Annotated in this window: 29 protein-coding genes; 13 read left to right on the plus strand and 16 right to left on the minus strand. The window is 63.4% G+C overall.

Annotation, left to right across the window (positions count from 1 at the left end; translation table 11 throughout):
- Positions 1-64: 64 nt before the first annotated feature.
- Both ACWA13_RS05345 and ACWA13_RS05350 read right to left on the minus strand, forming a co-directional pair.
- Positions 65-550, minus strand: coding sequence for a hypothetical protein (locus tag ACWA13_RS05345; protein WP_463937116.1), 486 nt, complete (start codon positions 548-550; stop codon positions 65-67).
- Between the two features lie 245 nt (positions 551-795).
- Entirely contained in the window at positions 796-1,107 is a 312-nt protein-coding gene (locus ACWA13_RS05350) for a hypothetical protein (protein WP_463937117.1), read from the minus strand.
- A gap of 309 nt (positions 1,108-1,416) precedes the next feature.
- On the opposite strand from ACWA13_RS05350, the gene ACWA13_RS05355 reads away from it, so the two are divergent.
- A complete protein-coding gene (locus ACWA13_RS05355) occupies positions 1,417-1,677 on the plus strand; it encodes a hypothetical protein (protein WP_463937118.1) in 261 nt (86 codons plus the stop codon).
- A gap of 84 nt (positions 1,678-1,761) precedes the next feature.
- Here the strand turns inward: ACWA13_RS05355 and ACWA13_RS05360 are convergent, their stop codons facing one another.
- Positions 1,762-3,168 carry a TrkH family potassium uptake protein gene (locus tag ACWA13_RS05360; RefSeq protein ID WP_463937119.1) on the minus strand — a complete coding sequence of 469 codons (1,407 nt, stop codon included), beginning with the start codon at positions 3,166-3,168 and terminating at the stop codon, positions 1,762-1,764.
- 90 nt (positions 3,169-3,258) lie between these two features.
- On the opposite strand from ACWA13_RS05360, the gene ACWA13_RS05365 reads away from it, so the two are divergent.
- Complete coding sequence (locus tag ACWA13_RS05365; RefSeq protein WP_463937120.1) at positions 3,259-4,731, plus strand: sensor histidine kinase; 1,473 nt, start codon at positions 3,259-3,261, stop codon at positions 4,729-4,731.
- Positions 4,728-5,402, plus strand: coding sequence for a response regulator (locus ACWA13_RS05370; RefSeq protein WP_463937121.1), 675 nt, complete (start codon positions 4,728-4,730; stop codon positions 5,400-5,402). Before ACWA13_RS05365 ends, ACWA13_RS05370 begins: the two co-directional genes overlap by 4 nt.
- A gap of 106 nt (positions 5,403-5,508) precedes the next feature.
- Here ACWA13_RS05370 and ACWA13_RS05375 read toward each other — a convergent pair whose 3' ends face one another.
- From ACWA13_RS05375 to ACWA13_RS05390, 4 genes are all read right to left on the minus strand, one after another.
- Positions 5,509-6,585: a cation diffusion facilitator family transporter gene (locus tag ACWA13_RS05375; protein WP_463937122.1), complete on the minus strand. Its 1,077-nt coding sequence runs from the start codon at positions 6,583-6,585 to the stop codon at positions 5,509-5,511.
- Entirely contained in the window at positions 6,582-6,959 is a 378-nt protein-coding gene (locus tag ACWA13_RS05380) for an ArsR/SmtB family transcription factor (protein ID WP_463937123.1), read from the minus strand. Before ACWA13_RS05380 ends, ACWA13_RS05375 begins: the two co-directional genes overlap by 4 nt.
- A 196-nt stretch (positions 6,960-7,155) precedes the next feature.
- On the minus strand, positions 7,156-7,509 hold the full coding sequence (locus tag ACWA13_RS05385; protein WP_463937124.1) for a hypothetical protein: 354 nt from the start codon (positions 7,507-7,509) through the stop codon (positions 7,156-7,158).
- A gap of 88 nt (positions 7,510-7,597) precedes the next feature.
- Positions 7,598-8,833, minus strand: a complete 1,236-nt coding sequence (locus tag ACWA13_RS05390; protein ID WP_463937125.1) for an MFS transporter — start codon at positions 8,831-8,833, stop codon at positions 7,598-7,600.
- A gap of 216 nt (positions 8,834-9,049) precedes the next feature.
- Between ACWA13_RS05390 and ACWA13_RS05395 the strand changes: the two genes are divergently transcribed.
- Together ACWA13_RS05395 and ACWA13_RS05400 are read left to right on the plus strand one after the other, a co-directional pair.
- Positions 9,050-9,361, plus strand: coding sequence for an NIPSNAP family protein (locus ACWA13_RS05395; protein WP_463937126.1), 312 nt, complete (start codon positions 9,050-9,052; stop codon positions 9,359-9,361).
- Entirely contained in the window at positions 9,361-10,275 is a 915-nt protein-coding gene (locus ACWA13_RS05400) for a 2-hydroxyacid dehydrogenase (protein ID WP_463937127.1), read from the plus strand. The genes ACWA13_RS05395 and ACWA13_RS05400 overlap by 1 nt, the downstream gene beginning before the upstream one ends.
- Positions 10,276-10,323: 48 nt before the next feature.
- Here the strand turns inward: ACWA13_RS05400 and ACWA13_RS05405 are convergent, their stop codons facing one another.
- Positions 10,324-11,403: a LacI family DNA-binding transcriptional regulator gene (locus tag ACWA13_RS05405; RefSeq protein WP_463937128.1), complete on the minus strand. Its 1,080-nt coding sequence runs from the start codon at positions 11,401-11,403 to the stop codon at positions 10,324-10,326.
- Between the two features lie 185 nt (positions 11,404-11,588).
- Between ACWA13_RS05405 and ACWA13_RS05410 the strand changes: the two genes are divergently transcribed.
- The 5 genes from ACWA13_RS05410 (at position 11,589) to ACWA13_RS05430 (ending at position 16,361) form a co-directional block, all read left to right on the plus strand.
- Positions 11,589-12,452 carry an ABC transporter substrate-binding protein gene (locus ACWA13_RS05410; RefSeq protein WP_463937129.1) on the plus strand — a complete coding sequence of 288 codons (864 nt, stop codon included), beginning with the start codon at positions 11,589-11,591 and terminating at the stop codon, positions 12,450-12,452.
- Between the two features lie 85 nt (positions 12,453-12,537).
- Positions 12,538-13,326, plus strand: a complete 789-nt coding sequence (locus ACWA13_RS05415; protein ID WP_463937130.1) for an amino acid ABC transporter permease — start codon at positions 12,538-12,540, stop codon at positions 13,324-13,326.
- On the plus strand, positions 13,323-14,132 hold the full coding sequence (locus ACWA13_RS05420) for an amino acid ABC transporter ATP-binding protein (protein ID WP_463937131.1): 810 nt from the start codon (positions 13,323-13,325) through the stop codon (positions 14,130-14,132). Before ACWA13_RS05415 ends, ACWA13_RS05420 begins: the two co-directional genes overlap by 4 nt.
- On the plus strand, positions 14,132-15,190 hold the full coding sequence (locus ACWA13_RS05425; protein WP_463937132.1) for a Gfo/Idh/MocA family protein: 1,059 nt from the start codon (positions 14,132-14,134) through the stop codon (positions 15,188-15,190). The genes ACWA13_RS05420 and ACWA13_RS05425 overlap by 1 nt, the downstream gene beginning before the upstream one ends.
- Before the next feature lie 46 nt (positions 15,191-15,236).
- Positions 15,237-16,361, plus strand: a complete 1,125-nt coding sequence (locus ACWA13_RS05430; protein ID WP_463937133.1) for an NAD(P)/FAD-dependent oxidoreductase — start codon at positions 15,237-15,239, stop codon at positions 16,359-16,361.
- 121 nt (positions 16,362-16,482) lie between these two features.
- Here ACWA13_RS05430 and ACWA13_RS05435 read toward each other — a convergent pair whose 3' ends face one another.
- Positions 16,483-17,055, minus strand: coding sequence for a DUF7010 family protein (locus ACWA13_RS05435; RefSeq protein WP_463937134.1), 573 nt, complete (start codon positions 17,053-17,055; stop codon positions 16,483-16,485).
- 98 nt (positions 17,056-17,153) lie between these two features.
- Positions 17,154-18,038, minus strand: coding sequence for an NAD(P)H-binding protein (locus ACWA13_RS05440; protein WP_463937135.1), 885 nt, complete (start codon positions 18,036-18,038; stop codon positions 17,154-17,156).
- A 66-nt stretch (positions 18,039-18,104) separates the two neighbouring features.
- On the opposite strand from ACWA13_RS05440, the gene ACWA13_RS05445 reads away from it, so the two are divergent.
- On the plus strand, positions 18,105-18,830 hold the full coding sequence (locus ACWA13_RS05445; protein ID WP_463937136.1) for a helix-turn-helix transcriptional regulator: 726 nt from the start codon (positions 18,105-18,107) through the stop codon (positions 18,828-18,830).
- A 17-nt stretch (positions 18,831-18,847) separates the two neighbouring features.
- Here the strand turns inward: ACWA13_RS05445 and ACWA13_RS05450 are convergent, their stop codons facing one another.
- Together ACWA13_RS05450 and ACWA13_RS05455 are read right to left on the minus strand one after the other, a co-directional pair.
- Positions 18,848-19,729, minus strand: coding sequence for an alpha/beta fold hydrolase (locus ACWA13_RS05450; protein ID WP_463937137.1), 882 nt, complete (start codon positions 19,727-19,729; stop codon positions 18,848-18,850).
- A 54-nt stretch (positions 19,730-19,783) separates the two neighbouring features.
- The gene (locus tag ACWA13_RS05455) at positions 19,784-20,785 is read right to left on the minus strand and encodes a bile acid:sodium symporter family protein (RefSeq protein ID WP_463937138.1); all 1,002 of its coding nucleotides are present in this window, start codon (positions 20,783-20,785) and stop codon (positions 19,784-19,786) included.
- A gap of 238 nt (positions 20,786-21,023) precedes the next feature.
- On the opposite strand from ACWA13_RS05455, the gene ACWA13_RS05460 reads away from it, so the two are divergent.
- Positions 21,024-21,545, plus strand: coding sequence for a hypothetical protein (locus ACWA13_RS05460; RefSeq protein WP_463937139.1), 522 nt, complete (start codon positions 21,024-21,026; stop codon positions 21,543-21,545).
- A 12-nt stretch (positions 21,546-21,557) separates the two neighbouring features.
- Here ACWA13_RS05460 and ACWA13_RS05465 read toward each other — a convergent pair whose 3' ends face one another.
- The 4 genes from ACWA13_RS05465 to ACWA13_RS05480 form a co-directional block, all read right to left on the minus strand.
- Complete coding sequence (locus ACWA13_RS05465) at positions 21,558-21,986, minus strand: VOC family protein (protein WP_463937140.1); 429 nt, start codon at positions 21,984-21,986, stop codon at positions 21,558-21,560.
- Between the two features lie 41 nt (positions 21,987-22,027).
- The gene (locus tag ACWA13_RS05470) at positions 22,028-22,843 is read right to left on the minus strand and encodes an alpha/beta fold hydrolase (RefSeq protein WP_463937141.1); all 816 of its coding nucleotides are present in this window, start codon (positions 22,841-22,843) and stop codon (positions 22,028-22,030) included.
- A gap of 56 nt (positions 22,844-22,899) precedes the next feature.
- Positions 22,900-24,504 (minus strand): serine hydrolase domain-containing protein, encoded by a 1,605-nt coding sequence (locus tag ACWA13_RS05475; RefSeq protein WP_463937142.1) that lies wholly within the window; start codon positions 24,502-24,504, stop codon positions 22,900-22,902.
- A gap of 67 nt (positions 24,505-24,571) precedes the next feature.
- Entirely contained in the window at positions 24,572-24,883 is a 312-nt protein-coding gene (locus ACWA13_RS05480; protein WP_463937143.1) for a hypothetical protein, read from the minus strand.
- Positions 24,884-25,155: 272 nt separating this feature from the next.
- On the opposite strand from ACWA13_RS05480, the gene ACWA13_RS05485 reads away from it, so the two are divergent.
- A complete protein-coding gene (locus ACWA13_RS05485) occupies positions 25,156-26,091 on the plus strand; it encodes a DUF4190 domain-containing protein (RefSeq protein ID WP_463937144.1) in 936 nt (311 codons plus the stop codon).
- The last annotated feature ends 16 nt before the right edge of the window (positions 26,092-26,107 follow it).

The raw sequence follows: 26,107 nt of genomic DNA on the forward strand, positions 1-26,107 counted from the left end.
TTCCCCGCCGTTGCCCGGCCCATGACGCACGCTGGCCGGCTCTCCCTGGGCACACTCTAGGGGTTCAGGAGCGCCGGGACAACGCCCTGGCGGCCATGGCTGCCGGCGGGGCCAACTTGGAGACCAGGCGGGGTGACTGGGTCAGGATCACCACAGTCAACAGTGCTGCCGCAACGTGTGTGTCAAGCATCAGTTCGATGGCGTGGTGGCCGCCTGCCGCCGGTGCAGCCTGCGGTTCGGGCAAATCAATAGTTTCAGTGTGCGGATGCCCGCGCGATGTGCCCCGGCCGCTGACCGGGAAAGCCGCGAATGCAAGGTGCAGAAGCTGCTGAACTACGCCTGACCCGATGAGCAGCATCCACGTCCGGATTCGTCGGCCCGCCATCATGGATGCGGCCATACTCAACAGAGCAGCCAATGCCAGCAGGATCGATGGATCCGGAACAGCTTCGCCACTTACAGCGTGCGCGGCGGCGCCGAGGGCAACGGCAAGGGGACCGGTTGCCCAGGCCGCGTAAAGGCGGGCCTTGGGCACGTTACCTGCCGTCACCGCAACCTCCCAATATTTCGTCGCCACCTAGGTTCCAACATGGCCGGCCTACCGCCCTCGTGTGGATACGTACCCCATTTTCATGGAGTCCATGCGCGGGCCAAGGTTTTCGTATGCCGAGGTTGGAAATGGCATGGCAGATGCAGTTCTGAAAAGGTGGCCCAGGGAACTCGAAGCCAAAAAGCTAGGCTCGCACCTGGTTTTCGGCGGACTGCAGTCAGGTAGGCGTTCAATCCGCGTCGCGTTTAAGACATTTGCGGCCCTAGCTGCTGGATCTCCTGAACGTCCGGTATCCGCTCCCAGTAAATAGTTGTCTTGTTCTCGTTTGACGGTGCAGCAGGTTGCGGGGGCAATGTGCGCATAATCCGCCCAAGATCCTCAAGGCTGACAGCCACCCTCTGGGGCCGGTCAAATTTGCCACTCTTTTTGTAGACGGCGTTATCCTCGCCCAGCATCCATTCATAGTGCTTAGCCACATGCTTGCCAATTTCTAAGTCCGACAGCACTGCTCTTTCTGGCTCGCGGACTTGGGACATATCAATCGGAGTGAGCTTCATGCCTTGATCCTAAGCTGTTCTGCTTGCAGGAATCGCTACCACTGGCGGCGTTTGATGGCCAAGCCCTCAGGTGTCTGTTCTAAAAACCTTTCAGCAAGATCGCGGTCCGCCAGTCGGAATCCGGCTCCACTTGGGTGCTTGATCATCTCGACGGTATGGGAATCCAAGAACCCTGGAACAGCGGGGACTTTGATGAACGCTACAGGGGACTCAACAGCGGCCGGTGGAGGACCTGCTAACGGGCACATGTCGAACGCGCTTCATGCGCCGATCACAACACGAGGGCGAGCGGCAAGGGAGGATGTAGGAATGAGTTCACAAATGCCGGTTGCCATCCGAGCCGCTGCCTCATGGAAGAGGCGTCGCTGGTTGAAGAGTCATTACCGCAGCATTCGTTACGATGCCCGATTTGCCGACGGACGCGAGGAGCACGGCGTCGATCTGAACGCCGTTCTTCAGGGAGCCCGCTTCCCCGCGGACTACTGGTCCACGCGAAACGGCGCCGACCTGGCATGCCCAGAAGAAGGCACCGGGCTATGGGTGGACTATCCCTACGGTCGGCCGCTTTAGCCAGCGAAGATAAAAAACCAGTGCCCGGTGGAGGATCCTTTATTGCGATCTGTCCGCAGGCGTTGATTTTGGCTGTGCACCTAGTCAGCCGATGATGGGGCGTTCTTCTGGTAGTTGGAACAGTCTGGGACGGAGGGAGAGAGCAAGGGCGGTGCTTACGGTGATGGTTCCGATCCGGCCGAGGAACATCAGGACGATGAGTACCAGTTGGGCATTTACAGGAAGTCCTGCGGTGATGCCGGTACTGAGGCCGACTGTTCCGAAGGCGGAGGTCACTTCGAACAGTGCCTTGTCCAAGCTGTGGTCTGTGAAAGTGAGCAGCAGGAGTGTTCCGATAATGACTGCGGCAACGCCCATCAGGGCGACCGAGAGGGCCTGGCGCTGCACTGGCGAGGAGATACTCCGGTGACCGATGTTGACTTGTTCGTTGCCCCGGATCTCGTTCCAGATGGCGTATCCGAGGACGAGGAAGGTTGCGATTTTGATGCCGCCCGCCGTGCCTGCGCTGCCGCCGCCGATGAACATGAGCATGTCCGTCACGAGCAGGGTTTCGGATGCTGCGGCACCGTAGTCGATGCTGTTGAATCCTGCGGTTCTTGGGAACACGCCTCCGGCCAGCGAGGCGAGTAGTTTTCCCTCTGGGGAGAAGCCGCCGAGGGTTTCCGGCCGGTTCCATTCAAAGGCGGCGAACAGTCCTGTTCCCAGACCCAGCAGGGCGATGGTGCCGTAGATGGTCAGTCGGGTGTGAACGGTCCAGGACTTGAATCGGAGTCCTTGGCGTCCGAGTTCGATAAATACCGGGAAGCCCAGGCCGCCGGCGATGAGAGCCAGGCAGATGGGGATGATGATCCAGGGATCCTGTGCGAAGCCGATGAGGCTGTCGCTGTAGAGGGCGAAGCCTGCGTTGTTGAACGCCGATATCGCATGGAAAATCCCGTGCCATAAGGCAGTGGGAAGGTCACCTTGGTAGGCGATCCAGAATCTGCCGGTGAGGAGGATTGCGGTGGCACCTTCGAAGAACAGCATGATCTTCGCTACCCGGAAGAGAACCCCGCGCACGTCGCCCAGGTTGAGGGTATGGGTCTCGGTTTGGGCGACGAGTTGTCCTTGGAGTCCGATCTTTTTGCGGAGCATTAGGGCCAGGAGCGTTCCGAGGGACATGATGCCGAAACCGCCGATCTGGATGAGGCCGAGGATAACGGCGTGCCCGAAGGGTGTCCAGAACGTTGGGGTGTCCACGGTGATCAGCCCCGTCACGCAAACCGCTGATACGGAGGTGAAGAGGGCAGGCATGAATTCTTCACTGGTTTGTTCGGTGCGGGCAGCGGGGAACATCAGCAAAATGGTGCCGACTGCAATGGTGACCAGGTAGGCCAGCGGAACAAGGCGTACCGGGTGGAGGGCCAACCGGGTCAGGAACCGTGTCCAACGAGCGGTCGCCGGGTGGTTTGCCCACTTCAGGACCGGGCTATTGAAGGTACGTTGCGACACAATTCGACGCTACCTTCGGCCGAAACCACCTGGGCCGGAATTGGCGTAAGGGCTGCGTAAAGATTTGCCGTGGTCCGGCAGAATGGGTGGATGAACCGGGACAAAAGCATGGGGAGCGCGGGTTTCGGCGCCTCGGGGCTGGGCCCGGCCCGTACCCTATCCGGTTTCATCCTTGCTGTTGTCCTGCCCGCGGGAATGACTTTCCTGCTCTCTCCATACGATGAGCTGAACCTGGCCACACATGCTTTGGCGCGCCTGTGTGCGGTCATAGTGGTCGCTTTCGTTGGAGGTCTCTGGCCAGCGGTACTCGCTGCGGTCCTGGATGCTTTGTTCCTGAACTACTTCGTCACCCAGCCGATTGGGACCCTTACGGTCAATGATCCACAGGACGTTTTCGTGCTGCTGGTCTATCTGGGCGTCGGAACTGCGGTCGCCCTGATCGTGGGTCTCTCGGCCCGCCGCTCCCGTGACGCAGCGCTCTCCAGCGCCGAAGCATCCACGCTGAGCGAGTTGGCGCGTACTTCCCTGGCGGGTGACCAAAGTTCAGAGGAGTTCCTTGATCAGCTGCGCGAGCAGTTCCACCTTGACGGGGTGAGCGTCTTTGAAGGTATCGATGACGGGTCGTGGCGGTTACGCGCCTCCGCCGGACAGGACGCCCCGAGGGTTCCGGAGGATGCCGACACCATAGATCGGCCGCGCCCAGGTTTGGTTGTCGGGCTGAAACAGCGTCCCCCTACTGGTGGTGACCGGCGTTTGTTAAGCGCGTACGAGGCGCACCTTGCTGCACTGCTCGAACGCGAAAAGCTCATCCTCCATCTGCGGGACTCGATCAAGCTCATCGAGGGCAATCGGGTCAAGACGTCCATCCTGCGCGCCGTTTCCCATGACTTGCGAACCCCGCTGGCCGGGATCGAGCTCGCGCTGACGGCCTTGCGCCGTCAGCGGTTCAAGACCAGCGCCCAGCAGCAGGAAGAAATGCTTGACGTGGTCCAGAGCTCCACTGACCGGTTGAAGGGACTGGTGGGGAACCTGTTGGATATGTCCCGGATTTCCAGTGATAGCGTCCAAGTGATGCACGAGCCTGTTACGTGGCTAGACGTAGTTGCGGAAGCGTTGGCCGGGGTACCGGAGGGGGTGGTCCGTGTGGAGCTTGCTCCCAACCTCCCGCCAATGGACGCCGACCGGGGGCTGCTTGAGCGTGCCTTGGCGAATATCGTAGAGAACGCGGTGAAGTACGCCCCGGGAACAGACATCCTTGTGCAGGCCACAGCCGGCAGCGGCGTCCAGGTTGTCCCGGACGGCCGGGCTTTCGGCCAGCTGCGCGTGGTGGACCACGGGGGCGGAGTGCCCGCCGGTCGGGTGGTGGCGATGTTCCAACCTTTCCAGCGGCTCGATGATGCTTCCGCTGACGCCGGTATTGGACTGGGACTGGCGGTAGCCAAGGGGTTCATCGAAGCAATGGAGGGGCAACTCCTGGCCGAGGAGACCCCCGGCGGCGGACTCACCATGGTAATCAGACTGCCGCTCTATATGGGGGCCGCCGAGTTCAAGGATGTTGAATGAAAAGTGTCCTTGTGGTCGATGACGAACCCCAGCTCGTGCGTGCTCTGCAGGTCAATCTTGAGGCGGAAGGCTATGTCGTCACCACTGCCGCCGACGGTGCTAAAGCGTTGCGCTCGGCCGCCTCGCACCCACCGGATGTGCTGGTACTCGACCTCGGGCTGCCGGACATGGACGGCATAGAGGTCATCCGGAGGCTGCGCGCCTGGACAGAGTTGCCCATCATTGTGCTCTCCGCTCGCCATGGATCCTCGGACAAAGTCGACGCCCTTGACGCCGGGGCCGACGACTATGTGACAAAACCTTTCGGGTTGGACGAGCTCCTGGCCAGACTCCGCGCCGTTGAAAGGCGTTCCTGGCCCGTGCGTGAGGGCGGGACTGTGGAAGCAGGCGATCTGGAGATCAATTTGATGGCTGCTACCGTTTCCCGTGCCGGCCGACGCATCCGGCTCACCCCGCGTGAATGGTCAGTGCTGCAGTTACTCGTTGAGAACAGAGGCAGGCTCATATCTCAACAACAAATTCTCAACGACGTGTGGGGGCCTGCGTATGAAAAGGAAACCCACTACCTGCGAGTCTATGTAGGGCAGCTCAGGCGCAAGCTCGAAGAGGACCCCGCGAAGCCCCGGCATCTGTTGACAGAACCCGGATTAGGCTACCGCTTCGAAACATAGCCGAGAACGGGTTGCTCTCATCACCGCATCAGGTGTCGGTGGGCTGCAAGGACGTCGGCTGGAGCGTATCCAGATAGGTTCCGGGTGCTCGAAGTCCCGGCCGGTCTTATCTTTCCGGGTTCGGCAGACTTTGATGCTCGCTGCTGTTGATGTACCGGGGAACAATGGTGACCGAGCCGATGTTGGGCAAAGCACTGCGGACGGCAAGGTCGATGCGAGCGGATTGCCGGGCTAGCCCTGTCATGCTGATGGCTGTCTTATCCACAGGAATCGTCACTTCTGCCAGGAGGTGGTGTCCTGACCAGCGCAAGCGTGAGGCTGTCCCTTGTGGGCAATGGCTTTGCACTGCTGCTGCGAGTTTGTCGGTGAGGGCGGGATCGACACCGTCCATGAGCCGGCGGCCGATGTCCCGGACGGTTCCCCAGAGCAGCACCGCAATTGCTGCAGAGATCAGTATCCCGATGATCGGATCGGCGAGGGGGAATCCGAGCCAGATGCCAATCACACCGGCGACGACGGCCAAAGATGTGAAGCCGTCGGTGCGGGCGTGAATTCCGTCTGCGACGAGGGCTGCTGAACCGATTTTCCGTCCGACACGGATCCGGTAGAGCGCGACGAGTTCATTGCCGGCGAAGCCAACGATGCCGGCGGTAAGGACCCAGCCCAGGTTCTCCACGGGTTGGGGTTCGAAGAAGCGGCGGATGGATTCGACCGCTGCCACCACAGCAGACAGGGCGATCATCGCGACGATGAAGAGCCCGGACAGGTCTTCGGCCCGGCCAAAGCCGTAGGTATAGGTCCTGGTCGCGGCCCGGCGGCCGAGAAGGAAAGCGACCCAAAGGGGCACAGCTGTCAGGGCGTCGGAAAAATTGTGGACGGTGTCGGCCAGCAGCGCCACCGAGCCGCTGATGAGGACGATGACCAGTTGGAACGCCGCCGTCACCCCAAGCACGGCCAAAGAAATTTTTACCGCCCGGATCCCCTGGGCACTGCTTTCCAGCGCAGAATCCAGGGAATCAGCAGAGTCATGGGAATGCGGCACGACCAGGTGACTTATCCAACCGACGAAGCCCGTTCCGTGGGTGTGCCCGTGATCGTCGTGGGGATGGGAGTGTTTCCCGTGGCCGTGGTGTGCATCGTGGTGCGGGTGAGTATCGTGGCCGGAACGAGCCCGCCCGCTCATTGCCCTGCTGCCTCTGAGCCGTGGTGCGGGTGAAGTCTGTGGTGGGGTGCGGTGCCCAAGGCGTGCTCTGCCTGGTGGATCGCGTCGGCGACGAGTTCCCAGGCGTGCCCATCCTGCAGGCGGTAGTAGACCTTTGTCCCTTCCTGCCTGGTGGTGACAATCCGAGCCAGCCGCATCTTCGCCAGATGCTGGGACACTGCGGCAGCAGACTTTCCTGCTTTCTCTGCCAGCGCATTCACTGGTAACTCCCCGTCCCGCAGGGCAAGAATCAGCCGGACCCTGGTCGCATCGGCCAGCATGGCAAAGACTTCAACGGCCAACTCGACATATTCACTGTCCGGTGTCAGTGCGCAAGTCCGCTTATCTGCATTCATAAGCAAATACTTGCATACCCCAGGCACGGCGTTCCACAATCCAAAGTCGATGAGCTCTCTGTCAGGCCGAACTTACGAACCAGCAGGATGCCGTAGAGCTGATACAAACCTCTCCATACACCGCTCGGCCATCCGCATCAAGCCAAGAACCCCGCAGCGCTGAGCGTTGCGGGGTTCTTGGCTACCAGGCGGAGGGCTACTCCGCTCCGGATTTCTGTTCGCGGTCTATGAGGTTCTTCTTGATCTCGTCGAACTTCTCCTTGATGACCCGTTCCGCCTCGGAGAGGGTCTTCCCGGCAGTGCTCAAAGGATCCAGCTGCAGGTAGACGTCCTGGGTGACGGGGAGGTCGTATTCGTCTTTCAAATGGGTGCCGCCAGCCACCCCTTGGAGGGACAGGTATACCTGAGCGTCGGTGCGGGCGATGCCGGCGAGCGTTCCGAAGACGACCGTGAAGTCGTTCGACTGGAAGCTCACCGTCTGGCCGATATGGCTCCGGTCAAGATCGCCGGCTGCTACTGGCTTCTCGGAAGGACTTCCGCTGTAGTTCATGAGCTTCTCCTCAATAGGTGGAGTGACACGTACCCCAGCAGTCTACAAAAAGGTGCCGTTGAGGAAAGCGGCTGGTCAGGCCGGGGGGCTACGCCTGCAGCGGGGGCGCGGACGCTTCCGGCCGCACCTCGCCGGGACCCGGCGGATACGCCGCCTTCCGTCCGGCGAAGGCGATGACGAGTGCCGCGATCACCGGAAGGGCGGCGGCCGCAGGCACCAGCAGCGGACCGGCCAGCACCAGGGCAGCCGAGCCGTAGAGGGCGCCGATCGTGATGCCCACCTGGATGGTGAGGACCGTGATTCCATTGGCGGCGTCCTTGTTCTCCCGGCCGGCTCGGAGGATGGCGGACTGGTTGTAAATGCCGGAGGCTCCGAGGCCCGCGCCCCACACCGTCATCAGGGCCAGGGCGAATATGAGGCTGCCGTTCACGAAAGGCAACAGCAGCATCGAGACGGCGATTGCCGCCGTCGTTATCAGTAATGAACGCCGGGGGTGGGAATCGACGGTGAGTCCTGCGATCCAGATGCCAAGCAGGCCGGACACACCAAGGACGGTGAGGGAGAGGCTGATGGCGTAATCGGGCAGGCCGGCGCCGTGGATATACGGGGCGATGTAGGTGAACAGTGCGAAGTGGGCCAGGATCAACAGCGGCCACGCGATGGCGATGGACTTCACGCCCGGCTGGACAATGGCTGCCCGCAGCGAGGGCCGGCTCTCGCCGGCAGCGCGCCTGACGGACGGGAGGAGGAAGAAGCCAAGGACGGCGAGCAGCAGCCCGAAGCCCGCGAGGAGCATAAACGCCGCACGCCAACCCATCAGGACGCCCAGCGCGGTGCCCACCGGAGCGCCGATGGCCAGGCCCAGGCTGTTTCCGCTGAAGACGATGGCCAGGGCCTTGCCTACCTTGTCCGCCGGAACCACGCGGCTGACGTACGGTGCCATGGTGGTCCAGAGCAGGCCGTGTGCCAGCCCGCCCACCAGCCGCGCAATCATGGCGGCGGTGAAGTCGGGTGCCAGGCCCACCATGGCGTTGCTGACCGCGAAAGTCAGGACCAGCGCCACGAGCAGCGGCCGCTTCGGTACGTTGGCCAGCAGCCGTGCTGCCGGCACCACGGTGACCACAATGACGGCGGCATACGCTGCGGCGAGATAGCCGGCCACCGGCTCGGACACGTTGAGGCCTTCACTCATCTGGGGGAGGAGGCCGGAGGGCAGCAGCTCGGTGGTGATGGCGGTGAAGGCGATGGTGGCCAGGACCACCATGGCGGCCAGCGGGAATCGCTTGACCGGCGGCGCGGAAATCGCGGACTTCGCGGAGGACATGGGGAAGTTCCATTCAAGGAGGAGGGGGATGGAACCGGGCGCTCATTGCCGATAATTCCTCGGTCAAATCTACCGGATAAGCGGGGGAATGAGGAGTGCGACGCCGGCACCCACCTGATTGCGGCAGCTCAGTTGTGCCGGGCAGGCCGAGGGGCAGGCCGGACTGCCGGTGAGACGCCGTTGCCGCCCCGATGTGACCCGTGGCAAACTCATCCCGTGATTACGGTGCATCTGAAATATGTGGTTGATCCCTACAAACTGGCCGATTTCGAGGAATACGGGCGGCTCTGGATAACGTACGTGAACCGGTTCGGCGGGCAGCACCTGGGGTACTTCCTGCCCAGCGAAGGGGCCAGCAACATCGCCTACGCCCTGTTCAACTTCCCCAGCCTGGCCACATATGAGGCGTACCGTACGGCCGCCGCCACGGATCCGGACTGCATGAAGGCCATGGAACTTGCGGAGAACACGCGCTGCATCCTCAGTTACGAGCGGACGTTCCTGCGGCCCGTGATGGAAGGCCTCTGATGCTCCGGGTGAGTCTGCCCAGCCAGGAACTGCTGGACGCGATGGAGCCGGATGCCGGCGTCGAATATTTTCTCTGGGACCTGACCGGCGCGCCGCCCGCGGATCAGTTCGACCTGCTGGTGCCGCCCTACATGGGCAAGCCTGATGTGCTGTCGGCGCTGAGCGGGGTGGACGTGGGGCTGGTGCAGGGGCAATCAATCGGGTACGACGGCGTCGCGGATGTTCTGCCCGCCGGTTGCGTTTTCGCCAACGCGGCCGGGGTCCATGAAACGTCGACGGCGGAACTCGCGGTGGGCATGATGATCGCCAGCCAGCGGGGAATGGCCGATTTTGCCCGCAACCAGGCGGACGGGACCTGGGACAACCGGCAGCGGCCCAGCCTGGCGGACCGGCGCGTGCTGCTGGTGGGTTACGGCGGAGTGGGCAAGGCGATCGAGGCCAGGCTGCTGCCGTTCGAAACGCAGGTCAGCCGGATGGCCAGCCGCGCGCGCGAGGATGAACGGGGCCAAATTTACGGGATTGACTCCTTGTTTGAGCAGTTGCCCCAGCACGAGATCGTGGTGGTCAGCGTCCCCCTGGGTGAGCAGACCCGCCAGCTGGTGGACGCCCGTTTCCTGGCCGCGATGCCGGACGATGCGCTGCTGGTGAATGTGGGGCGCGGGCAGGTGGCCGATACTGAGGCGCTGCTGAAAGAGACGTCATCCGGAAGGCTCCGGGCCGCCCTGGACGTGACTGACCCCGAACCGCTGCCGGCCGACCACCCGCTGTGGACGGTGCCCGGTGTACTCATTACCCCGCACGTTGGCGGCGCGAGTTCGGCGATGTTCCCGCGGATGGTCCGGCTGGTCAAGCAACAGATCGGGCTGATGCTGGAGGGCAAGGAACCGGTGAACGTGGTGCTGCCCGGTGGTTGAGCCTGTCGAAACCAGCCTGTCCAAACCGGCCTGTAGAAACCCGCGGGTCTAGCCGGCCGTCGTTACCCGCGGAGGCCCGACGGACCCGCGTTTAACCAAAGTCGCAGCCATCGGCAGCAGGGCAGCAGGCGACTTCCGGCCTTGAATCTGGCCAATGACGGCCTCGGCGGCGGCGACGCCCATTTCGTAGACGGGTTGCGCAATGACCGTTAGGGGAGGGGTGGTGAGCCGGGTCCAGGCGAAGTCGTCGTACATCAGGAATGAGACGTTCTCCGGAATGGAGAGGCCCAGGTCCTGTATGGCCTCCACCACGCTCAGGCCAATAAGCCCGTCCGAGGCAATGATCGCCGTGGCAGGGTTCGGCTGTTGCAGCAATTCCCGGGTGATTTTTTTAATCGACTCCGGGCCGCCGGCGTTGAGGCGGACCAGGTCGTCGGGCTGCGGGAGGCCCGCTTCCTCGAACGCCCGCTTCATGCCATCCCGGCGGTCGGAGATCTGCGAGGAGTCCAACGGCATATCCGCGGCATAAGCCTCGTCCGTTCGAATCGTGGAAATGAAGGCGATCCGGCTGTGCCCGCACTGGATCAGGTACGTGGTGGACTCGTGGGAAATCCCTTCCATTTCCACCGCCACTGTGTCCACGCCCAGGCTTGGAGCCTTACGGTCCAGAAGCACCAGCGGCCTGCCGGCCTGGTGGACACTTTCCAGATGCCGGACATCAACAGATGATGCCGGGGCGACGATCAGGCCGTCCACGCGTTTGTCCATCAAGACCCGGACGGCGTCCACTTCGGCCGCAGTGTCCTCATCCGTGTTGACCAGGATGACGTTGAATCCGTTCTTCTTTGCGGTGTCGGTGATCCCCCTGGTGGCAAGGCCGAAGTGCGGATTTTCGATGTCGCCCACCACCACGCCAATGGTGTTCGATTTTCCCGTGTTCATGCTGCGGGCGAGTTCGTTGGGGCGGTAGTTCAGCTCTTCAGCAGCGGCCAGCACGCGCTCCCTCACGTCATCACTGACGGCGCCGTAGTTCCCCAGCGCGCGTGCCGCTTGGGCCTTGGATACCTGGGCAGCCTTGGCGACGTCTGCAACAGTGACGTCGCGCCGCCGTGAAGTATCAGTACTCATTTCGGCCTTTCTCTTCGGGCTCTTGACGCCGGTTGTGGCTTGGGTTACATTTCTATGAATCCATGTGAGTCCGGTCTCAATCTTAGAGACTGAGACCGGACTCTGCAAGGGTGCCGCACCAAGGATCCAACGCACCGATGGATCCTCATCCTCCGTCCTCCGCTTCTTACGATTGGAAACTCGCTGTGATTACTCGAACCACTCTGCGCCCCGGGGCGCTCGTTGCGGCGGCCGTTGCCGCCGTCCTCGCACTGTCCGGTTGCGCAGGCTCGTCCACGGCTTCGTCCTCTCCGGCAGAGAACCCGTATGGCCTCATCGAGCCGGGCACCGTACGTGTTGCGAGTCTGGGAGACTCCAAGCCCTACACCTTCACGGACGCCTCGGGTAAGTTCACCGGCTTCGACGTCGAACTGTTTACCGATGTAGCAAAGCGAGCCGGCATCAACGACGTGGTCTTCACGGGGCAGGACTTCTCCGGCCTGCTGGCCGCAGTTGCCAACGGGCAGTTCGACGCCGGCGTAGCGGCAATCGGCATCACGGACAAGCGCAAGGAAACGGTCGACTTCTCCGAAGGCTACCTAGCCGGCTACCTGACGGTCATGACCACCAAGGAGTCCGGCGTCACCAGCTCTGAGGGGCTCAACGGCAAGCGCCTGGGCGTTGTCCAGGGCACGCTGCAGGAGGCTTACGCCGTCAAGAACTTTACCTCCGCCAGTTTGGTGCGCTTCCCGGACAACAACACCGCCGTCTCCGCCCTTAACAGCGGCTCGGTGGACGCCCACTTCCTGGACTACGAGGCCGCCAAGTCCTATCAGGAGCAGTACGGCCTGGTCAGCGCCGCGGACATTCCGTCTTTTGACGCCCCGGCCGGGTTCGCCATCGCCAAGGGCAAGACCGAGCTCAAAGAAGCCCTGGACAAGGGCCTGGCCGAGGCGATGGAGGATGGCACCTGGAAGGAGCTGTACCAGAAGTGGTTCCCCGGCTCCCCGATGCCCGAGCAGTACCTTCCCAAGGCTGAGCAAACGGCTAGCCCGGCCCCAAGCAAGTAATACTCACAAGGATGCGGGGAAGGCCCGCGCCTAACAGCGCCCTGGGCTGCCCCCTTCCAACAGCAAACTACGTCTGAGAGTAACTATGGACTGGTTCGACACCATCATCCGCACCTTCTTTGACTTTGAGGCAATGCTCGAAGTCCTGCCCCAGCTTTTGGCTGTGGGCCTCCTCAACACCCTGATTATCTCCGTTGCCGCCACGATCATTGGCGTTGTGCTTGGCATGGTCGTCGCCGTCATGGGCATCTCTCCGTCCAAGTGGCTCCGCATCCCCGCACGAATTTACACCGACCTGTTCCGCGGCCTGCCCGCGATCCTGACCATCCTCCTGATTGGCCAGGGGTTCGCCCGGCTGAGCCAGTCCATCTTCGGACCCTCGCCCTACCCGCTGGGCATCATCGCGCTCAGCCTGATCGCCAGCGCTTACATCGGCGAGATCTTCCGGGCCGGTATCCAGAGCGTGGACAAGGGCCAGGGCGAGGCGTGCCGGGCCCTGGGCATGAGCTACGGCAAGTCCATGGCGCTGGTGGTGATTCCCCAGGGCATCCGCCGGGTACTCCCGGCGCTGGTCAACCAGTTCATCGCGATCGTGAAGGACTCCTCGCTGGTGTACTTCCTGGGCCTGCTGGTCAGCGAGCGTGAGCTCTTCCGCGTGGGCCAGGACGCCGCCGTGCTCTCCGGCAACCTGTCCCCGCTGGTTATGGCCGGCATTTTCTACCTCATCATCACCGTGCCGCTTACGCACCTGGTGAACTACTTTGACAACCGCTTCCGGGCAGGAAAACGCCGGCCTACGGCACCCAGCAGCGGACTGAACGAAGTCAAGGAACTCGATGCGGCCTCGCCGCTGACTACAGGAAGCAACACATGATCACCACCGCCAGCAGTCACAACGCCAGCAGCCAGAAAACCGTCCCGGGCAACGCCGCCACTGCGGACATCCAGACCTTCCAGGGCTCCAGCCTGGAGCTGAGGAACCTGACCATGGCCTATGGGGACATTGAGGTGCTCCGCAACGTTAGCCTCACGGTGGCGCCGGGCACCACCACCTGCATCATCGGCCCGTCCGGTTCGGGCAAGTCCACTCTGCTCCGCGGCGTCAACCGGCTCCACGAACCCAAAAGCGGCGATGTGATACTGGCCGGCGAGAGTGCCCTGAAGGTCAACCCGGATATCCTGCGCAGCCGGATCGGCATGGTGTTCCAGCACTTCAACCTCTTCCCGGACCACACCGCTCTGGAGAACGTGGCCCTTGCCCTGTGGAGTGTCAAGAAGATGCCCAAGGCCGAGGCCATGGAACGGGCGGGCCGGCGCCTGGCGGAGGTAGGCCTCGGAGACCGCGCAGACCACCGCCCGCGGGACCTCTCCGGCGGACAGCAGCAGCGCGTCGCCATTGCCCGTGCCCTGGCCATGGAGCCGGAGGTGATGCTCTTCGACGAAGCCACCAGCGCGTTGGACCCGGAACTGGTCAAAGGGGTCCTGACGCTCATGGCCTCGCTCGCCAAACGGGGGATGACCATGGTGGTGGTTACGCACGAGATGGGCTTCGCCCGGAAGGTGGCCGATCAGGTCGTCTTCATGGACGAGGGGGAAGTGGTTGAGGCCGGCTCACCGGCGGAGCTGTTCGACAACCCCAAGAGTGAACGCCTCCAGCGCTTCCTCTCCGAGGTCCTGTGATGGCTGCAGCAGGGCAGTCACCTGTCGGAACGGCACCCATCAGAACTGCCGTCGTCGGCTTCGGGATCAGCGGACGGGTTTTCCACGCACCACTGATCCATGCCGATCCCGCCTTCTCGCTGGATGTGATTGTCACTGCTGACCCGGATCGCGCTGCCGCCGCTGCGGCGCGTTATCCCAAGGCCCGCATTATTCCGACGCCGGAGGCCCTGTTTGCGCTGGCCGGTGAGCTGGATCTGGTGGTACTGGGGACCCCGCCGGCAACCCACGTCGAGCTGGCAGCGGCGGCCATCGGGCACGGGCTGCATGTGGTGGTGGATAAGCCGTTTGTACCCACTTCAAACCACGGACAGGAGCTGATAACCCAGGCAGCAGAAGCCGGCGTGAAGCTGACCGTTTTCCAGAACCGCCGCTGGGACGCCGATTTCCTGACGCTGAAGAAGCTTATCGACGCCGGCGGCCTGGGGGAGGTGCGGACATTTGAGTCCCGCTTTGAGTGGTGGCGCCCGGAAGGCTTCGGCAACTGGCGCGATGCGGCCACGACCGCCGAGGGCGGCGGAATCCTGCATGACCTGGGCGCCCACCTGATCGACCAGGCCATCAAGTTGTTCGGGCCGGTGGCACGCAGTTACGGGGAAGTTGCCGGTACCGACGCAGACGGGCCCGCAGCGGAGCAGGAAGCCTTTGTCTCCCTGTTGCATTACTCCGGCGTGCGGTCCCGGTTGTGGATGAACGGTGCCGCGGCCCTGGCCGGGCCACGGTTCCACGTGCTGGGCTCCTCCGCCGGTTACTGCAAGCAGGGACTGGACGGCCAGGAACCAGCCCTCGACGCCGGGACCCTCCCCACGGACCCAAGCTACGGCGTCGAACCTCCTTCAGCGTGGGGCGTGCTGGGCGTCGACGGCGCCACCACAGCTGTTCCGGCCGAACGTGGAAGCTATCCGGAGTTCTACCGGCTCCTCGCTGCGGCTCTCCTGCACGGAGCGGCCCTTCCGGTTGACCCGGCAGACGCCGTCGACGTCCTGAAAATCATCGAAGAAGTACACGCTCTTGCCTGACGCATCCCGTTCCGGCGCATATTCCAACCCACGAAAGCGAGCATCCATGTCCTCCGCAAGCTCCGCCAAAAGAATTGCCGTCATCGGTGGCGGAATCCTTGGCGTTTCCACTGCCGTCCATCTCCTCCGCGAAGGCGCTGCAGTGGTCCTGGTGACCGAGAACGGCCTGGTCAGTGAGGCCTCCGGCCGCTCACTGTCCTGGCTGAACTCTGCAGGTGAACGCAGCACGCCCTATCACCAGCTGCGCCTGGCCGGCGTTGACCGGTACCGGACCCTGTTTGCCGCGGACCCATCCCGGGAATGGCTGCAGTTCGGTGGCGGCGGCCTGACGTGGAACCTGGCAGGCCAGGCTGATGTCACCACTGCCCGGCACCGCTACGAGCGCAGCATTGCTTACGACTCCAAGCTGCTGGACCCGGCAGATATCAGCGGAGTTGTTCCCGGTGTGGACGCCACCGCAGTCCCCGAGAACGCGATTTTCAATCCTGGCGAAGGCTGGGTCAGCCTGCCGCACCTGGTGGACTACCTGATGGAGGAGTTCCACGGTCTGGGTGGGGAACTGGTCCTCAACGCCGGGAAGGCCACTGTGATGGTCGACGGCGGGCGTGCAGCAGGTGTGCAGCTCGCCACCGGTGCGGTGCAGGCCGCCGACGCCGTCCTGGTTGCCTGCGGCGCGGCGACTCCGGCCGTTGTGGCCCCGTTGGGAGTCGTAATCCCCAACGGCTCGCCAGTGTCCATGCTGGTTACCACTAAGCCGGTGGAGCACGGCCTGGCTGCAGTACTGAACACTCCCCGGGCCGCCGTGCGGCCCAACCCGGGCAACACCCTGGCCCTGGATCACGACTGGTACGAAGAGAGCATCACCCAACACGCTGACGGAAGCTTCAGCATTCCCGATGAGGTGGTTCAGGAACTCGCGGATGAGGCGTCGAAGCTCCTGGCAGGCAACCCGGAGCTTAAGCCGGCATCCTGGAAGATCGGCTACAAGCCCATCCCCGGGGACGGGGAACCGGTTTTCGGTGAACTTGAAAGTGTCCCCGGCTGCTTTCTGGCCTTTACCCATTCCGGGGCGACGCTGGGACTCATTGCCGGTGAGCTGCTGGCCGGCGAAATCCTCACCGGGGACAAGCACCCGATGCTTGAGACGTTCCGGCCTGGCCGGTTCGTGTAGGGCCAGCTCCACACGGAGCTGTTCTGCATCCCGCTGTGGGCATCCCACGGCGGGGTGCAGACGCCAAGCGTGTATGACGAACTTAGGCTGTGGACGACGGGACTTGCCGGGTTTCACCACCTCATTGGTGTCCTTTCGCGAAAGCGCCGCGACTGTAAGCCAAGAGAAGTAATGGCATGACCAGTCCGGACCCTACCGCTGCCGCCAAGGCTCCTGTGCTCTCGTTGATGAGCAGTCCGGTGCCGCCGAGGAGAACCAAAGAGGCTCCGAGGAGATAAAACATTCGTTCGCGGAAGGCCCAGGCAAACGGCACGAAATGCATACCGACCACAAGAGCGATAAGGGCGGGGCGCAGTTCAGCTCTGTCCATGGCAATCAGCCACTGGGTTCCAACACCGATCAGTACAAATTCGGCCACGACGCAGGCTACATAGACCCCGATCTGCCAGACCTTCGCGGGCAGAAATGGGCCGATCCATCGAGTTTGTACGAACAGGTACCACAGCGTGGCCAAAACCAGCACGACGACGGAGACATACGCGACGATCGGGATAGGTTCTTCCAGCCCTCCGGCGTAAGAGAAGACGAATAAGCAAGCCCCAACGAGGCCGATTAGTGCCCCCATTCTCCGTGGGTCCGCGAATCGTGGAGGGGTCGCAACCGGCTGCGGGTCAGATAGAGCCTTCGCTTTCATGCGCCCAGTCTAAGACGGGCCATTTTTTCTCCCCGGGTCGGTCCAGGGGAACCCGTTTCCCGAGTACCGCGAGGCGAAAGCCGCCCACGGTTTGCAGATCAGCTTAAGGTGCTGCTGAGCAGGGGGCGGAGGACATCGCAGGACCAGGCCGCCAGCGTGGTTGTCGTAGTGGTGGTGGCATCGCGGGATTGTTCAGGGGTGAACCCCTCACGCAGCCCGGTCGACATTCCGAGGATTGACTCGATCTGTTTCACGCTCATCCCGGCACTCGCGAGGATGGCGCGCATGTCGTCGTCAGGAATGCGCCGGGCCTGCACGGAGTGTCCGGTTGACTGCGTGACAGCGGCTAGAGCGTCTTCCCAGCTCAGGTCCTGGGGTCCGTGTACGGCCCGAACATGGCGGCCGGACCAGTCGCTTCTGAGCAGCCACGATGTGGCGACGTGGGCGATGTCGATGGGAGCAACCCATGCCATCGGCTGATCCGTGGGAAGCACGACTGAGACTTCGCCGGCGCGGATCTCATCGATCTGCAGCAGCAGATTGGTGAAGAAGAACCCGCAGCGCAGGTGCAGCACTGAGGCGCCGGTGCCGTCGAGCAGTTCCTCGACCCTGGCCAGTCCGTCTATGTCACCGGCGCCCTGGCGCAGTTCTGCGCCCACGCTGCTCTGCAGCACCACCCGGGCCACTCGGGCGCGGGTCACGGCTTCGGCGATTGAGACGCCGAAGCGTTCGTACTCGGCCAGGGGGTCCTCTGACATCACGGACGGGACCGTGACGAAGAGCGCGTCGATGTCCTGAACAGCTTCCTTTACGGCTTGGCTGTCGGCGAGGTCGACGATGTTCAGATCAACGTGGTTTCGCAGAGCGGGGTCGAGGCTCTCTGGACGGTGTCCCAGGACACGAGGTTTCACCCCTGCTCGGATGAGGTCGTGTACGACGTGGCGGCCCACGTTTCCGGACGGGGCGGTGGTGGCAATCTTCATAGGAATCACGCTAGCCCCAGATGTGGACTCATCACGGCCACATCTTGGCCTATTCTGGTCAATGTTATGGAGTCCGATGTCGCCGCTCGCACCCTGCGCCTGTTGACCCTGTTTCAGGTGCGGTCCTCGTGGTCCGCCGCGGAGCTCGCCGAACGAACTGGCACCAGCCCGCGCACGTTACGCCGTGACCTGCGTCGACTTGCCGGCCTCGGTTACGAGGTGGTGAGTAAGCCCGGGCCCGGCGGTTATTACCGGCTCGCAGCGGGATCCCGGCTGCCGCCGATGGTCTTCGATGACGACGAGGTTATCGCCCTGGTCGTAGGGCTGCGGATGGCCGAGCAGGGTGCAACAGCGGAGGCCGCCGCACGAGCCTTGGTCAAGCTGCACCAGGTCCTTCCTCGTCGACTGGCGGCAATTGCCGGCGGCGTCGCAGCTAACAGCGAGACCCTTGAGCTCGACGGGTCAGCGGCAGATGGCGTCCTCGGGCCGCTGACGACCGCAGCCGCCGCCGACCTCAGTGTCTTCTTTTCCTACACGGACCAGCACGGGGTCACCTCGAGCCGACGGGTCGACTCCGTGCGGTGCCTATTTGTCCGTGGGCGGTGGAACGTACTGGCTTACGATCTGGACCGCGACGATTGGAGAGTGTTCCGTCTCGACCGGATAAGCGAAGTGCTTGACGGCCGCCCGGCATCGCGACGTGATCCGCCCGCTGCCGACCTCTCCACGTGGCTACGCACAGACTTCGGCCGAGCCGAAGGTTCGAACCTGACCGTGCAGGATCCCCTCTAGTATCCGTGCCTGGCTGGTCAGCGAGTGCCTTGGTTCCAATGGTCAGGTAGGAAGTCAGCGAGAGCTCGGCTTAGTGCATCGGGTGCTTCCTCGGCGACGTGGTGTCCGGAATCAATGCCGTGCCCTCGGACGTCTTCGGCCCATGCCCGCCAGATTGTTAGTGGATTGCCGTAGAGCTGTTCGAGGTCGTCCCGCAGTGACCACAGCACGAGCAGGGGAACGGTAAGACGCCGCCCTGCAGCTCTATCGGCTTCCTCGTGGGCTCGGTCGATGGTGAGTCCGGCACGATAGTCCTCCAGCATGGCGCGCACAACCTGCGGTTTGCGGATGGCGTTGCGCCACTCGGCGTAGTTCCCGGCACCCATTGATTGGGGGTCACCCTGGTACCAGGTATCCGGGTCCGCGTTGATGACACGCTCGGGGATCTCAGGTTGTGCGTAGAAAAACCAGTGCCACCACATTGTTGCGAAACGGGCATCTGCGCGGTTGAGGTGCTCGCTGATCGGAATGCAGTCCAGCAAGGCGAGGTGGTCGATGCGGTGCTCGTGATCGAGCGCAAGGCGCAGCGCTACGTAGCTCCCTCGATCGTGCCCGGCCAGATGGAAACGTTCGTGCCCGAGCGCGGTCATCAGTTGGGCCATGTCGCCGGCCACGGCTCGCTTCGAATGAGCGCTGTGGTCCGGGGTCGGCGCCGGTCCCGTTGACAAACCGTATCCGCGCAGATCCGGGCACACCACAGTGAAGCCAGCCTGGACCAGCTGCGGGGCTACCTTATGCCAGGTCGCTCCAGTGCGGGGGTGTCCGTGCAGCAACAAAACCGCGGGCCCACTACCTCCATGCCGGACGTGCAACACTGCGTCTCCGACTTCAACTTTCTCAACGATGAAATCTTCGAACATCCCCCTATCATCCCTGACGGACCCTGTGAAGAAACCCTGGCGCGACGTGCCGCTTTACTCGGTAACGGCCGCTGGCACCGCGTCACCACTGCGCACGCCAGGAGTGCTGCGGCGCCAGTAAGCGGCCAGTACGGCCCCGGAAACGTTGTGCCAGACGGAGAATATAGCGCCGGGCAGGGCCGCTTCGGGAGTCAGGTACTGGCGGGCCAGGCCTGCCGCAAGCCCTGAGTTCTGCATGCCGACCTCAATCGCTGTAGTACGCCGGGAAGGGATCGGCAGCCGGAACAGGCGGGCCGCGGTGTACCCGAGGGCATAGCCCAGGCCGTTGTGCAGAATGACAGCCAGGAGGACCAGCAGCCCGGCCGAGAAGATGGCGGTAGCACTTCCGGCAACCACAGCAACCACCACAATGGTGATGGCGATGACGGAAATCCAGGGAAGGGCAGGCAGCGCCCGGGTGACCAGGCGTGGCAGGAAGAACCGGATCACAAGCCCCAGCAGCACAGGCAACAGCACGATCTGGACGATAGACCAGGCCATGGAACCGGCGTCGACCGGCATGTATTGGCCGGCCAGCCACAGCGCCAGCACCGGGGTCAGCAGCGGAGCAAGCAGCGTTGACACGGTGGTCATGGCGACGGACAGCGCCACATCGCCCCTGGCCAGGTAGGACACCACGTTGGACGCCGTTCCACCCGGGCAGCAACCCACCAGGATGACGCCGGCAGCCAGTGCAGGCGGCAGCCCCAGTGCCGCCGCGATCGCCCAGCCCAACAGCGGCATGACCACGTACTGTGCCACAACGCCAATGACCACCGGAACAGGGCGCCTGGCGATGACGGCGAAGTCAGGGGGCGTGAGGGTCAGGCCCATGCCGAACATGATGACGCCCAGCAGCGGAGTTATCCAGGGGGCCAGGCCGGTGAAGGCTGAGGGAGCGGCAAGCGCCACGGCACCACCGGCCAGGATCAGGATGGGAAAAAGGGTGACGGCGACGCGGGCGCTGCGTTCTTCGGCGGCGGACGCCGTCGCGGACGAACTGGATGAAGAAGACATAGCTAACGGATTATCACAGTGAACGTTTGGTTTCGGAATTAGAGCGGGTTGATGACGCCCGGGTGGCGTATCAGGGCGGGCGATGGTTTTGTGCGGCGGCCGCCTTTTGATCACTCGCCTCACTCCTCGGTCTGACGTTACGGACTCCTCGGTCTGACGTTACGGAATTGGTTTGACTGGACAGGTGGCCCCCTCGTGGATTTACCGTGGCTAAGTCCGGTCACTAGAGGGGGATGTAATGGCTGAGTGGATTTCTGCATTGTGCAGCTTACTGGCGTTGATTGCGGCGGGGTGGGCGGCCTGGACGGCTGCCCGGGTTTTCAGGATCGAGAGTAATCGGGACCAGATGGCGGAAGAAGCCCGGCGGCGTGAAAACGCCAGCGGGGTTTCGGCTTGGAGCGCAGCATACTTTGAAGGCGACGAAGTGTCCTACGGCGTGGTGGTCAACAATCAGTCATCGACCCCGATCTTTGCCATTGAGCTGAACGCCCAAGACCTTCGGGGAACACTGCGGCCCTTGACGTTGCAGATGTTGCCACCAGGGGAGTACTTCGTAACGGCGAACAAGGACCGGAGCGGTTGGGCGCTGCCAGACCACCTCCAGACACTGGGCGGCTTCACGAGGCCTATTACACGCAAGGCCACTTGGTGCGTGACGCGTTTGCAGTTCCGTGATGCGCAGAACCAGACCTGGCGCCGCAACGGTACCGGCTATCTGGAGCTTGTCCAGCCGGAGGAAGCCGTCGCCGCGGCTGGGTGAGCCAGGTGCCGGCTAGCCGAAGACGACCGTACCGTCGTCCTCGATGCGCCAGCCGGGGTTGTGGGCGATTTCCCAGACGATGCCGTTGGGGTCCTTGACGTGGCCATGGAAGATGCCGCCGAACTCGCCGGCCTGCGCCGGCTTCAGGATGGTGCCGCCCGCCGCAGCGAGCTTGTCAATGGTGCTGGACACTTCGGCTGCGCTGCCGACGTTGTGCGAAAGGGTCACACCGCTGACCCCGGCTGTTTCCGGGCTGTTGAGGTCCTGCCGGAATTTCACGGCGTCAAACAGGCCGAGAACTATCCCGGGCGCGACCTGGAAGAAGAGGATCTCACCCGGGATGTCCATCAGCGGGTCCCAGCCCAGTCCTGCGCAGTAGAACTGGCGGGCGCGGTCGAGGTCCTCGGTGGCGAAGGTGATGAAGTGCAGTTTCTGGTCCATAGGGGAATAGTAGGCCTGGGTCCGGCCCCCGCCGCCTGTACCTACTCCGCCGCGGGGGTGACCAGCCCCAGCACGGTGAGGAACGTCGTCGTATCTTCTGCCACCTGGTTCGGGCACTCCCAAAGCACCAGATGCCCCACGTCGGGATAGACCTTCAGCACGGATCCGGCGATCCGGCGCGCCAGGGTTTCCTGGTCCGTGCGGGGCAGCAGGACGTCCTGTGCGCCCCAGAGGATCAACGTCGGCGCGTGGATGGTCCCGGATTCCGTGGGAGGGGTGGCCTCACAGAGGCCGTTGAGGATTCCTTTCCAGACGTGGGCCGGCATCCTGAGGCCGTCGCGCACGCGGTCCTCGACGAACCAGTGCGGGACCTCCTGCAGCAGCGGAAACCAGGCCAGTGAGTCCCTGACCCAGCGTTCATCGAGCGGGTCCTTCAGCCTGGCAACTTCGTCAGCGAACGGCGGGCGTCCCTGAAGGCTCAAAGGCGCGCCCACCAGAACCAGTGCCGCGACCTGATCCGGGTGCGCAACCGCGAGCTGCTGGGCGACGTAACCACCGCTGGAGGAGCCGACGACGTAGGCACGCGGCACCTCGAGCGCATCCAGGATGGCTGCCGCGTCCTCGGCCTGCTGCGCCAGGGAATAACCGCCCTCCGGTTTGTCCGCCCCGCCCTGCCCGCGGAGGTCCGGTGCATGCACCGTGAAGCCGGTCAGTGCGGGTATCAGCCTGTCAAAGCTGCCGGCGGATTCGCCCCAGGCGTGCAGCAGCAGCACAGGCTTCCGGCCGGCGTCGCCGTGGATAAAGCAAGGCACAGTGATGCCGGTGCGCAGCCTGAGATACCGGACTTCGGAGTCCATAGCCTCAGGGTACGCCGGGTACGACGGCGGCACCCGGCTGGGCGATTCCGGTCACCTTAGGGAGCGGCGGACTTCGCCCTGTGCCGCGTCTTGGGGCCAGTGCCGGTGCCCGCCCGCAGCCGGGTGAGCAGCCAGATGGTCCGCGGGATCGGCCAGAGAATGGCAAGGATGAGTACCGGCACCAGCGAGATGCCGACGTCGGGGAACTGCCGGAGGATCACCAACAGGTGGGTGTCGAACTGTACTGGGGCGTAGATGAAACAGAGCCACAGCGCGAACCCGTCGAGGGCGAGGGCGGCGGCACCCCACGCCAAGAGAACCCGCCGCTTTCGGGACGCTTCCCGCCGTCGGAGCAGGACCCTGAACGCCAGCCACAGGCTCAATAGCTCCGCGAGCAGGAGCCCCAGGGCGACCAGCCAGCTGTAGCGCTGCAGCCAGTCCTCCTGGATGACCGTGGGAACGGGGGCCTGGCCGTGGAGGATCCGCAAGAGGTTGGTGTCGATGGCCTTCAGCCGCGACGGGGCGGCGGTGTCGTTGCCGTTGATCACCAGGGCGACGCCCAGGCCGGACTCCGGAACCATCGCCAGGTAGGTGTGGCTGTTGCCCCATTCGCCCTGATGCTCCGCCAGCAGCGGCAGTTCCTCCTCCGGGACGGAATCCGCAGGATTGGTGGACTCCACCAGCGGCCGGGTGAACCAGCCCATGGCGTACCACTTGGACCCGTCCACCTGCACAGCCGGTTCCAGCATCGCCGCCACGCTCTCCGGCTGGAGGATCCGTTCCCCGCGATACCGGCCGCCGTCGAGCAGTGCAGTGAGTTCATGGCCCAGGTCCTCGGCAGAGGCATACAGGGTGGAGGACGGCATGCCGGTGGTGGGCGCGGGGACGTCGGTCTGGCGCCAGAACCGGCCGAACCACAGCGAGTAACCCGCGGCTACGTCATCCGCGCGTGCCTCGGCCCGCGTCGGGTGGCTGTGCGTCATGTCCAGCGGCCCAAAGACGTGCTGCTCCAGGTACTCGCCAAACGGCTGGCCGGATACCGTCTGTACCAGGAGGCCAAGGATGTTGAAGTTGGCGCTGGCGTAGTGGAAGGCCTGGCCCGGTTCGCCGGCCAGCGCGGAATCTGACAGGGCGCGGACCCCTTGTTCCAGGGCGTCGGGGTCCTGCGCGTCGGAGGCTTCGAAGGCGGTGTCCTTGGATGCCATGCCGCTGGACTGGTGGAGCAGGTGGCGCACCGTAATGGCGGACGAGCGGCTTCTGTCCAGCGTGAACCAGGGCAGGTAGGTCTGCACGGGCTCGTCCAGTCGCAGCCGGCCGGACTCCACCTGCTGCATCACGGCGATCGCCGTGAGGGACTTGCTGGTGGAGGCCAGCAGGACGGGTGTCCGGGTGGTCATCGGCCGCCCGGTATCGTCCGCGCGGCCAAAGGCGGCGGAGTGCACCTGGGTGCCGTTATGTACGACGGCGACGGCAGCTCCCGGAATCCCGAGGGCGTCCATCTGCTCCCGGAGGAAGGAATCGAGGGTTTCGTAGGTCTGTTCGGCGCTCGCGGGGGCGGGCGGGGGATTGGCGGGGTCAGGTGCCGGGGTGGCGCCGCCGAGGACGCCGCCGGTTAGAAGGCAGATCAGGAGGCAGCGCGCTGACCGGGAAATAGTTTGCATGCCACCCCTGCGCTTCGGCCGACCGTTCCTTCACGGTAGGGCGTGGGCAGATGGAACACAATGCCTTTCAGTGCTTGCGGTTGCGGGCCAGCCTGGCGAGCCGGAGGAAGCCGAGCACGAAGATTGCCTCGATCAACACCATCAGCCCGAACAGCAGCCACTGACGCTGGATGGTGAAGATGACTGCTCCGGTGACCGTCAGGGCGCTGCCGAGGATCAGCGTGTAGAGGGCGAAGCCAAGGGCCACCCTGGCGCTGCGCACTCCGGTCCGGAAGCCGAAGCCCTGCGGCTCGCCGCCGGGCAGGCCTGCGACGCGGTCGGGGGCCGCGGGCCTGAGCCGGTCGAACTCATCCCAGAGATCCCGGTCCTGATCGGTCATGGGTTAATTATCCCGCGTAGTGGAACTCCTGATCTCCGGGATCTGCCTATTCCAGTTGGTGGATTTTGAGTTCATACTTTCAATTGAAGCTCGAAAACCTGAAAACGGGTGTCCAGCATCGAATGTGCTCGGTAGGCAGGAACGAGCTTCATGGAACTGTTGAGCGTCATCTGCCTGCGTTTTTCAGCCGACGCGGTTTTTGGGGGACATGCTTCTATTCCCAGGCTGATCAGCGTTGGGTTGGTGCGCCTGCAATCAAATAGGGGGCTCAAGTGAAGCGTTATAACCCGCCCAGCAATTGGCCGACGCCGCCTAAGGGATGGCAGCCGGGACCTGACTGGCAGCCCGATCCATCGTGGGGGCCTGCTCCTCCGGGCCACCAACTCTGGATTGACGAGGAAGAACCCGGCAGTGGTCCAACGCAGCACGGCAAGGCGATAGCAATTACCGCACTGATCCTGGCTGGTATAGCGTTACTTCTTTGTTGGATTCCTATTGTCAACAATGCAGTTTTCTTCCTCGGAGCCATCGCTGTAATTCTTGGCGTCATCGCAATTGTCCAGACGGTACGCGGCAGGTCGACTTATCGAGGAATGGCCATAGCCTCATTGGTTATCGGAGTCTTGTCCATTGTTGGGGTCCTCGCTACCCAAGCCATCTACTCATCAATGCTGAGCGGAATTTCTGACGCGGTTGGTGGTGAGACCGTGGAAGGTGTCCAACCCGAACAGGATGAAGGCGCTGGCGGCGGGGCCGAGCCATCTCCCGCGACTACAGGCACCGCTGAACAGCCGCTCAGCCTCGGCACCGCGGCCCCCCTCGGCGAGGACTACGAAGTGGCCATAACGGGCGTGATCCTGAACGCCAACGATCAAGTCTTGGGGGCAAATCAGTTTAACGAACCGCCGGTTGGCCAGTACGTGCTGGTTCAGCTCAGTGCAACCTACGTTGGCGCGGAAGAAGGAACTCCATGGATCGATTTGGCACCCACGTTCGTAGGCTCCGATGCGCGCCAGTACGATGCCAGCGATTGCAGGGCTGTTCTGGATCAGGGCGCCATGGACGTTCCGACGTTGGAAAATGGGGGAAACGCCTCGTACCAGGTCTGCATGGATGTTCCCCCTGCAGCTATCGAGGGCGGCAAGATTTTCCTTGAGGAGAACTTTGCTTTAGGGGACAAGAGTCGTATCTATTGGGCCATCCAATAGATACGAGTCTCCACGT

The sequence above is a fragment of the Pseudarthrobacter sp. TRD_SC_9 genome (genome assembly GCF_055361265.1).

Bases quoted from the DNA above. Each gene is read 5' to 3' on its own strand.
- ACWA13_RS05400 (WP_463937127.1), top strand. From the start codon at position 9,361: ATGCTCCGGGTGAGTCTGCCCAGCCAGGAACTGCTGGACGCGATGGAG.
- ACWA13_RS05380 (WP_463937123.1), bottom strand. From the start codon at position 6,959: ATGAATGCAGATAAGCGGACTTGCGCACTGACACCGGACAGTGAATAT.
- ACWA13_RS05460 (WP_463937139.1), top strand. From the start codon at position 21,024: ATGGCTGAGTGGATTTCTGCATTGTGCAGCTTACTGGCGTTGATTGCG.
- ACWA13_RS05435 (WP_463937134.1), bottom strand. From the start codon at position 17,055: ATGAAAGCGAAGGCTCTATCTGACCCGCAGCCGGTTGCGACCCCTCCA.
- ACWA13_RS05445 (WP_463937136.1), top strand. From the start codon at position 18,105: ATGGAGTCCGATGTCGCCGCTCGCACCCTGCGCCTGTTGACCCTGTTT.
- ACWA13_RS05425 (WP_463937132.1), top strand. From the start codon at position 14,132: ATGGCTGCAGCAGGGCAGTCACCTGTCGGAACGGCACCCATCAGAACT.
- ACWA13_RS05350 (WP_463937117.1), bottom strand. From the start codon at position 1,107: ATGAAGCTCACTCCGATTGATATGTCCCAAGTCCGCGAGCCAGAAAGA.
- ACWA13_RS05430 (WP_463937133.1), top strand. From the start codon at position 15,237: ATGTCCTCCGCAAGCTCCGCCAAAAGAATTGCCGTCATCGGTGGCGGA.
- ACWA13_RS05480 (WP_463937143.1), bottom strand. From the start codon at position 24,883: ATGACCGATCAGGACCGGGATCTCTGGGATGAGTTCGACCGGCTCAGG.
- ACWA13_RS05475 (WP_463937142.1), bottom strand. From the start codon at position 24,504: ATGCAAACTATTTCCCGGTCAGCGCGCTGCCTCCTGATCTGCCTTCTA.
- ACWA13_RS05385 (WP_463937124.1), bottom strand. From the start codon at position 7,509: ATGAACTACAGCGGAAGTCCTTCCGAGAAGCCAGTAGCAGCCGGCGAT.
- ACWA13_RS05455 (WP_463937138.1), bottom strand. From the start codon at position 20,785: ATGTCTTCTTCATCCAGTTCGTCCGCGACGGCGTCCGCCGCCGAAGAA.
- ACWA13_RS05470 (WP_463937141.1), bottom strand. From the start codon at position 22,843: ATGGACTCCGAAGTCCGGTATCTCAGGCTGCGCACCGGCATCACTGTG.
- ACWA13_RS05450 (WP_463937137.1), bottom strand. From the start codon at position 19,729: ATGTTCGAAGATTTCATCGTTGAGAAAGTTGAAGTCGGAGACGCAGTG.
- ACWA13_RS05405 (WP_463937128.1), bottom strand. From the start codon at position 11,403: ATGAGTACTGATACTTCACGGCGGCGCGACGTCACTGTTGCAGACGTC.
- ACWA13_RS05370 (WP_463937121.1), top strand. From the start codon at position 4,728: ATGAAAAGTGTCCTTGTGGTCGATGACGAACCCCAGCTCGTGCGTGCT.
- ACWA13_RS05365 (WP_463937120.1), top strand. From the start codon at position 3,259: ATGAACCGGGACAAAAGCATGGGGAGCGCGGGTTTCGGCGCCTCGGGG.
- ACWA13_RS05390 (WP_463937125.1), bottom strand. From the start codon at position 8,833: ATGTCCTCCGCGAAGTCCGCGATTTCCGCGCCGCCGGTCAAGCGATTC.
- ACWA13_RS05440 (WP_463937135.1), bottom strand. From the start codon at position 18,038: ATGAAGATTGCCACCACCGCCCCGTCCGGAAACGTGGGCCGCCACGTC.
- ACWA13_RS05465 (WP_463937140.1), bottom strand. From the start codon at position 21,986: ATGGACCAGAAACTGCACTTCATCACCTTCGCCACCGAGGACCTCGAC.
- ACWA13_RS05415 (WP_463937130.1), top strand. From the start codon at position 12,538: ATGGACTGGTTCGACACCATCATCCGCACCTTCTTTGACTTTGAGGCA.
- ACWA13_RS05355 (WP_463937118.1), top strand. From the start codon at position 1,417: ATGAGTTCACAAATGCCGGTTGCCATCCGAGCCGCTGCCTCATGGAAG.
- ACWA13_RS05420 (WP_463937131.1), top strand. From the start codon at position 13,323: ATGATCACCACCGCCAGCAGTCACAACGCCAGCAGCCAGAAAACCGTC.
- ACWA13_RS05375 (WP_463937122.1), bottom strand. From the start codon at position 6,585: ATGAGCGGGCGGGCTCGTTCCGGCCACGATACTCACCCGCACCACGAT.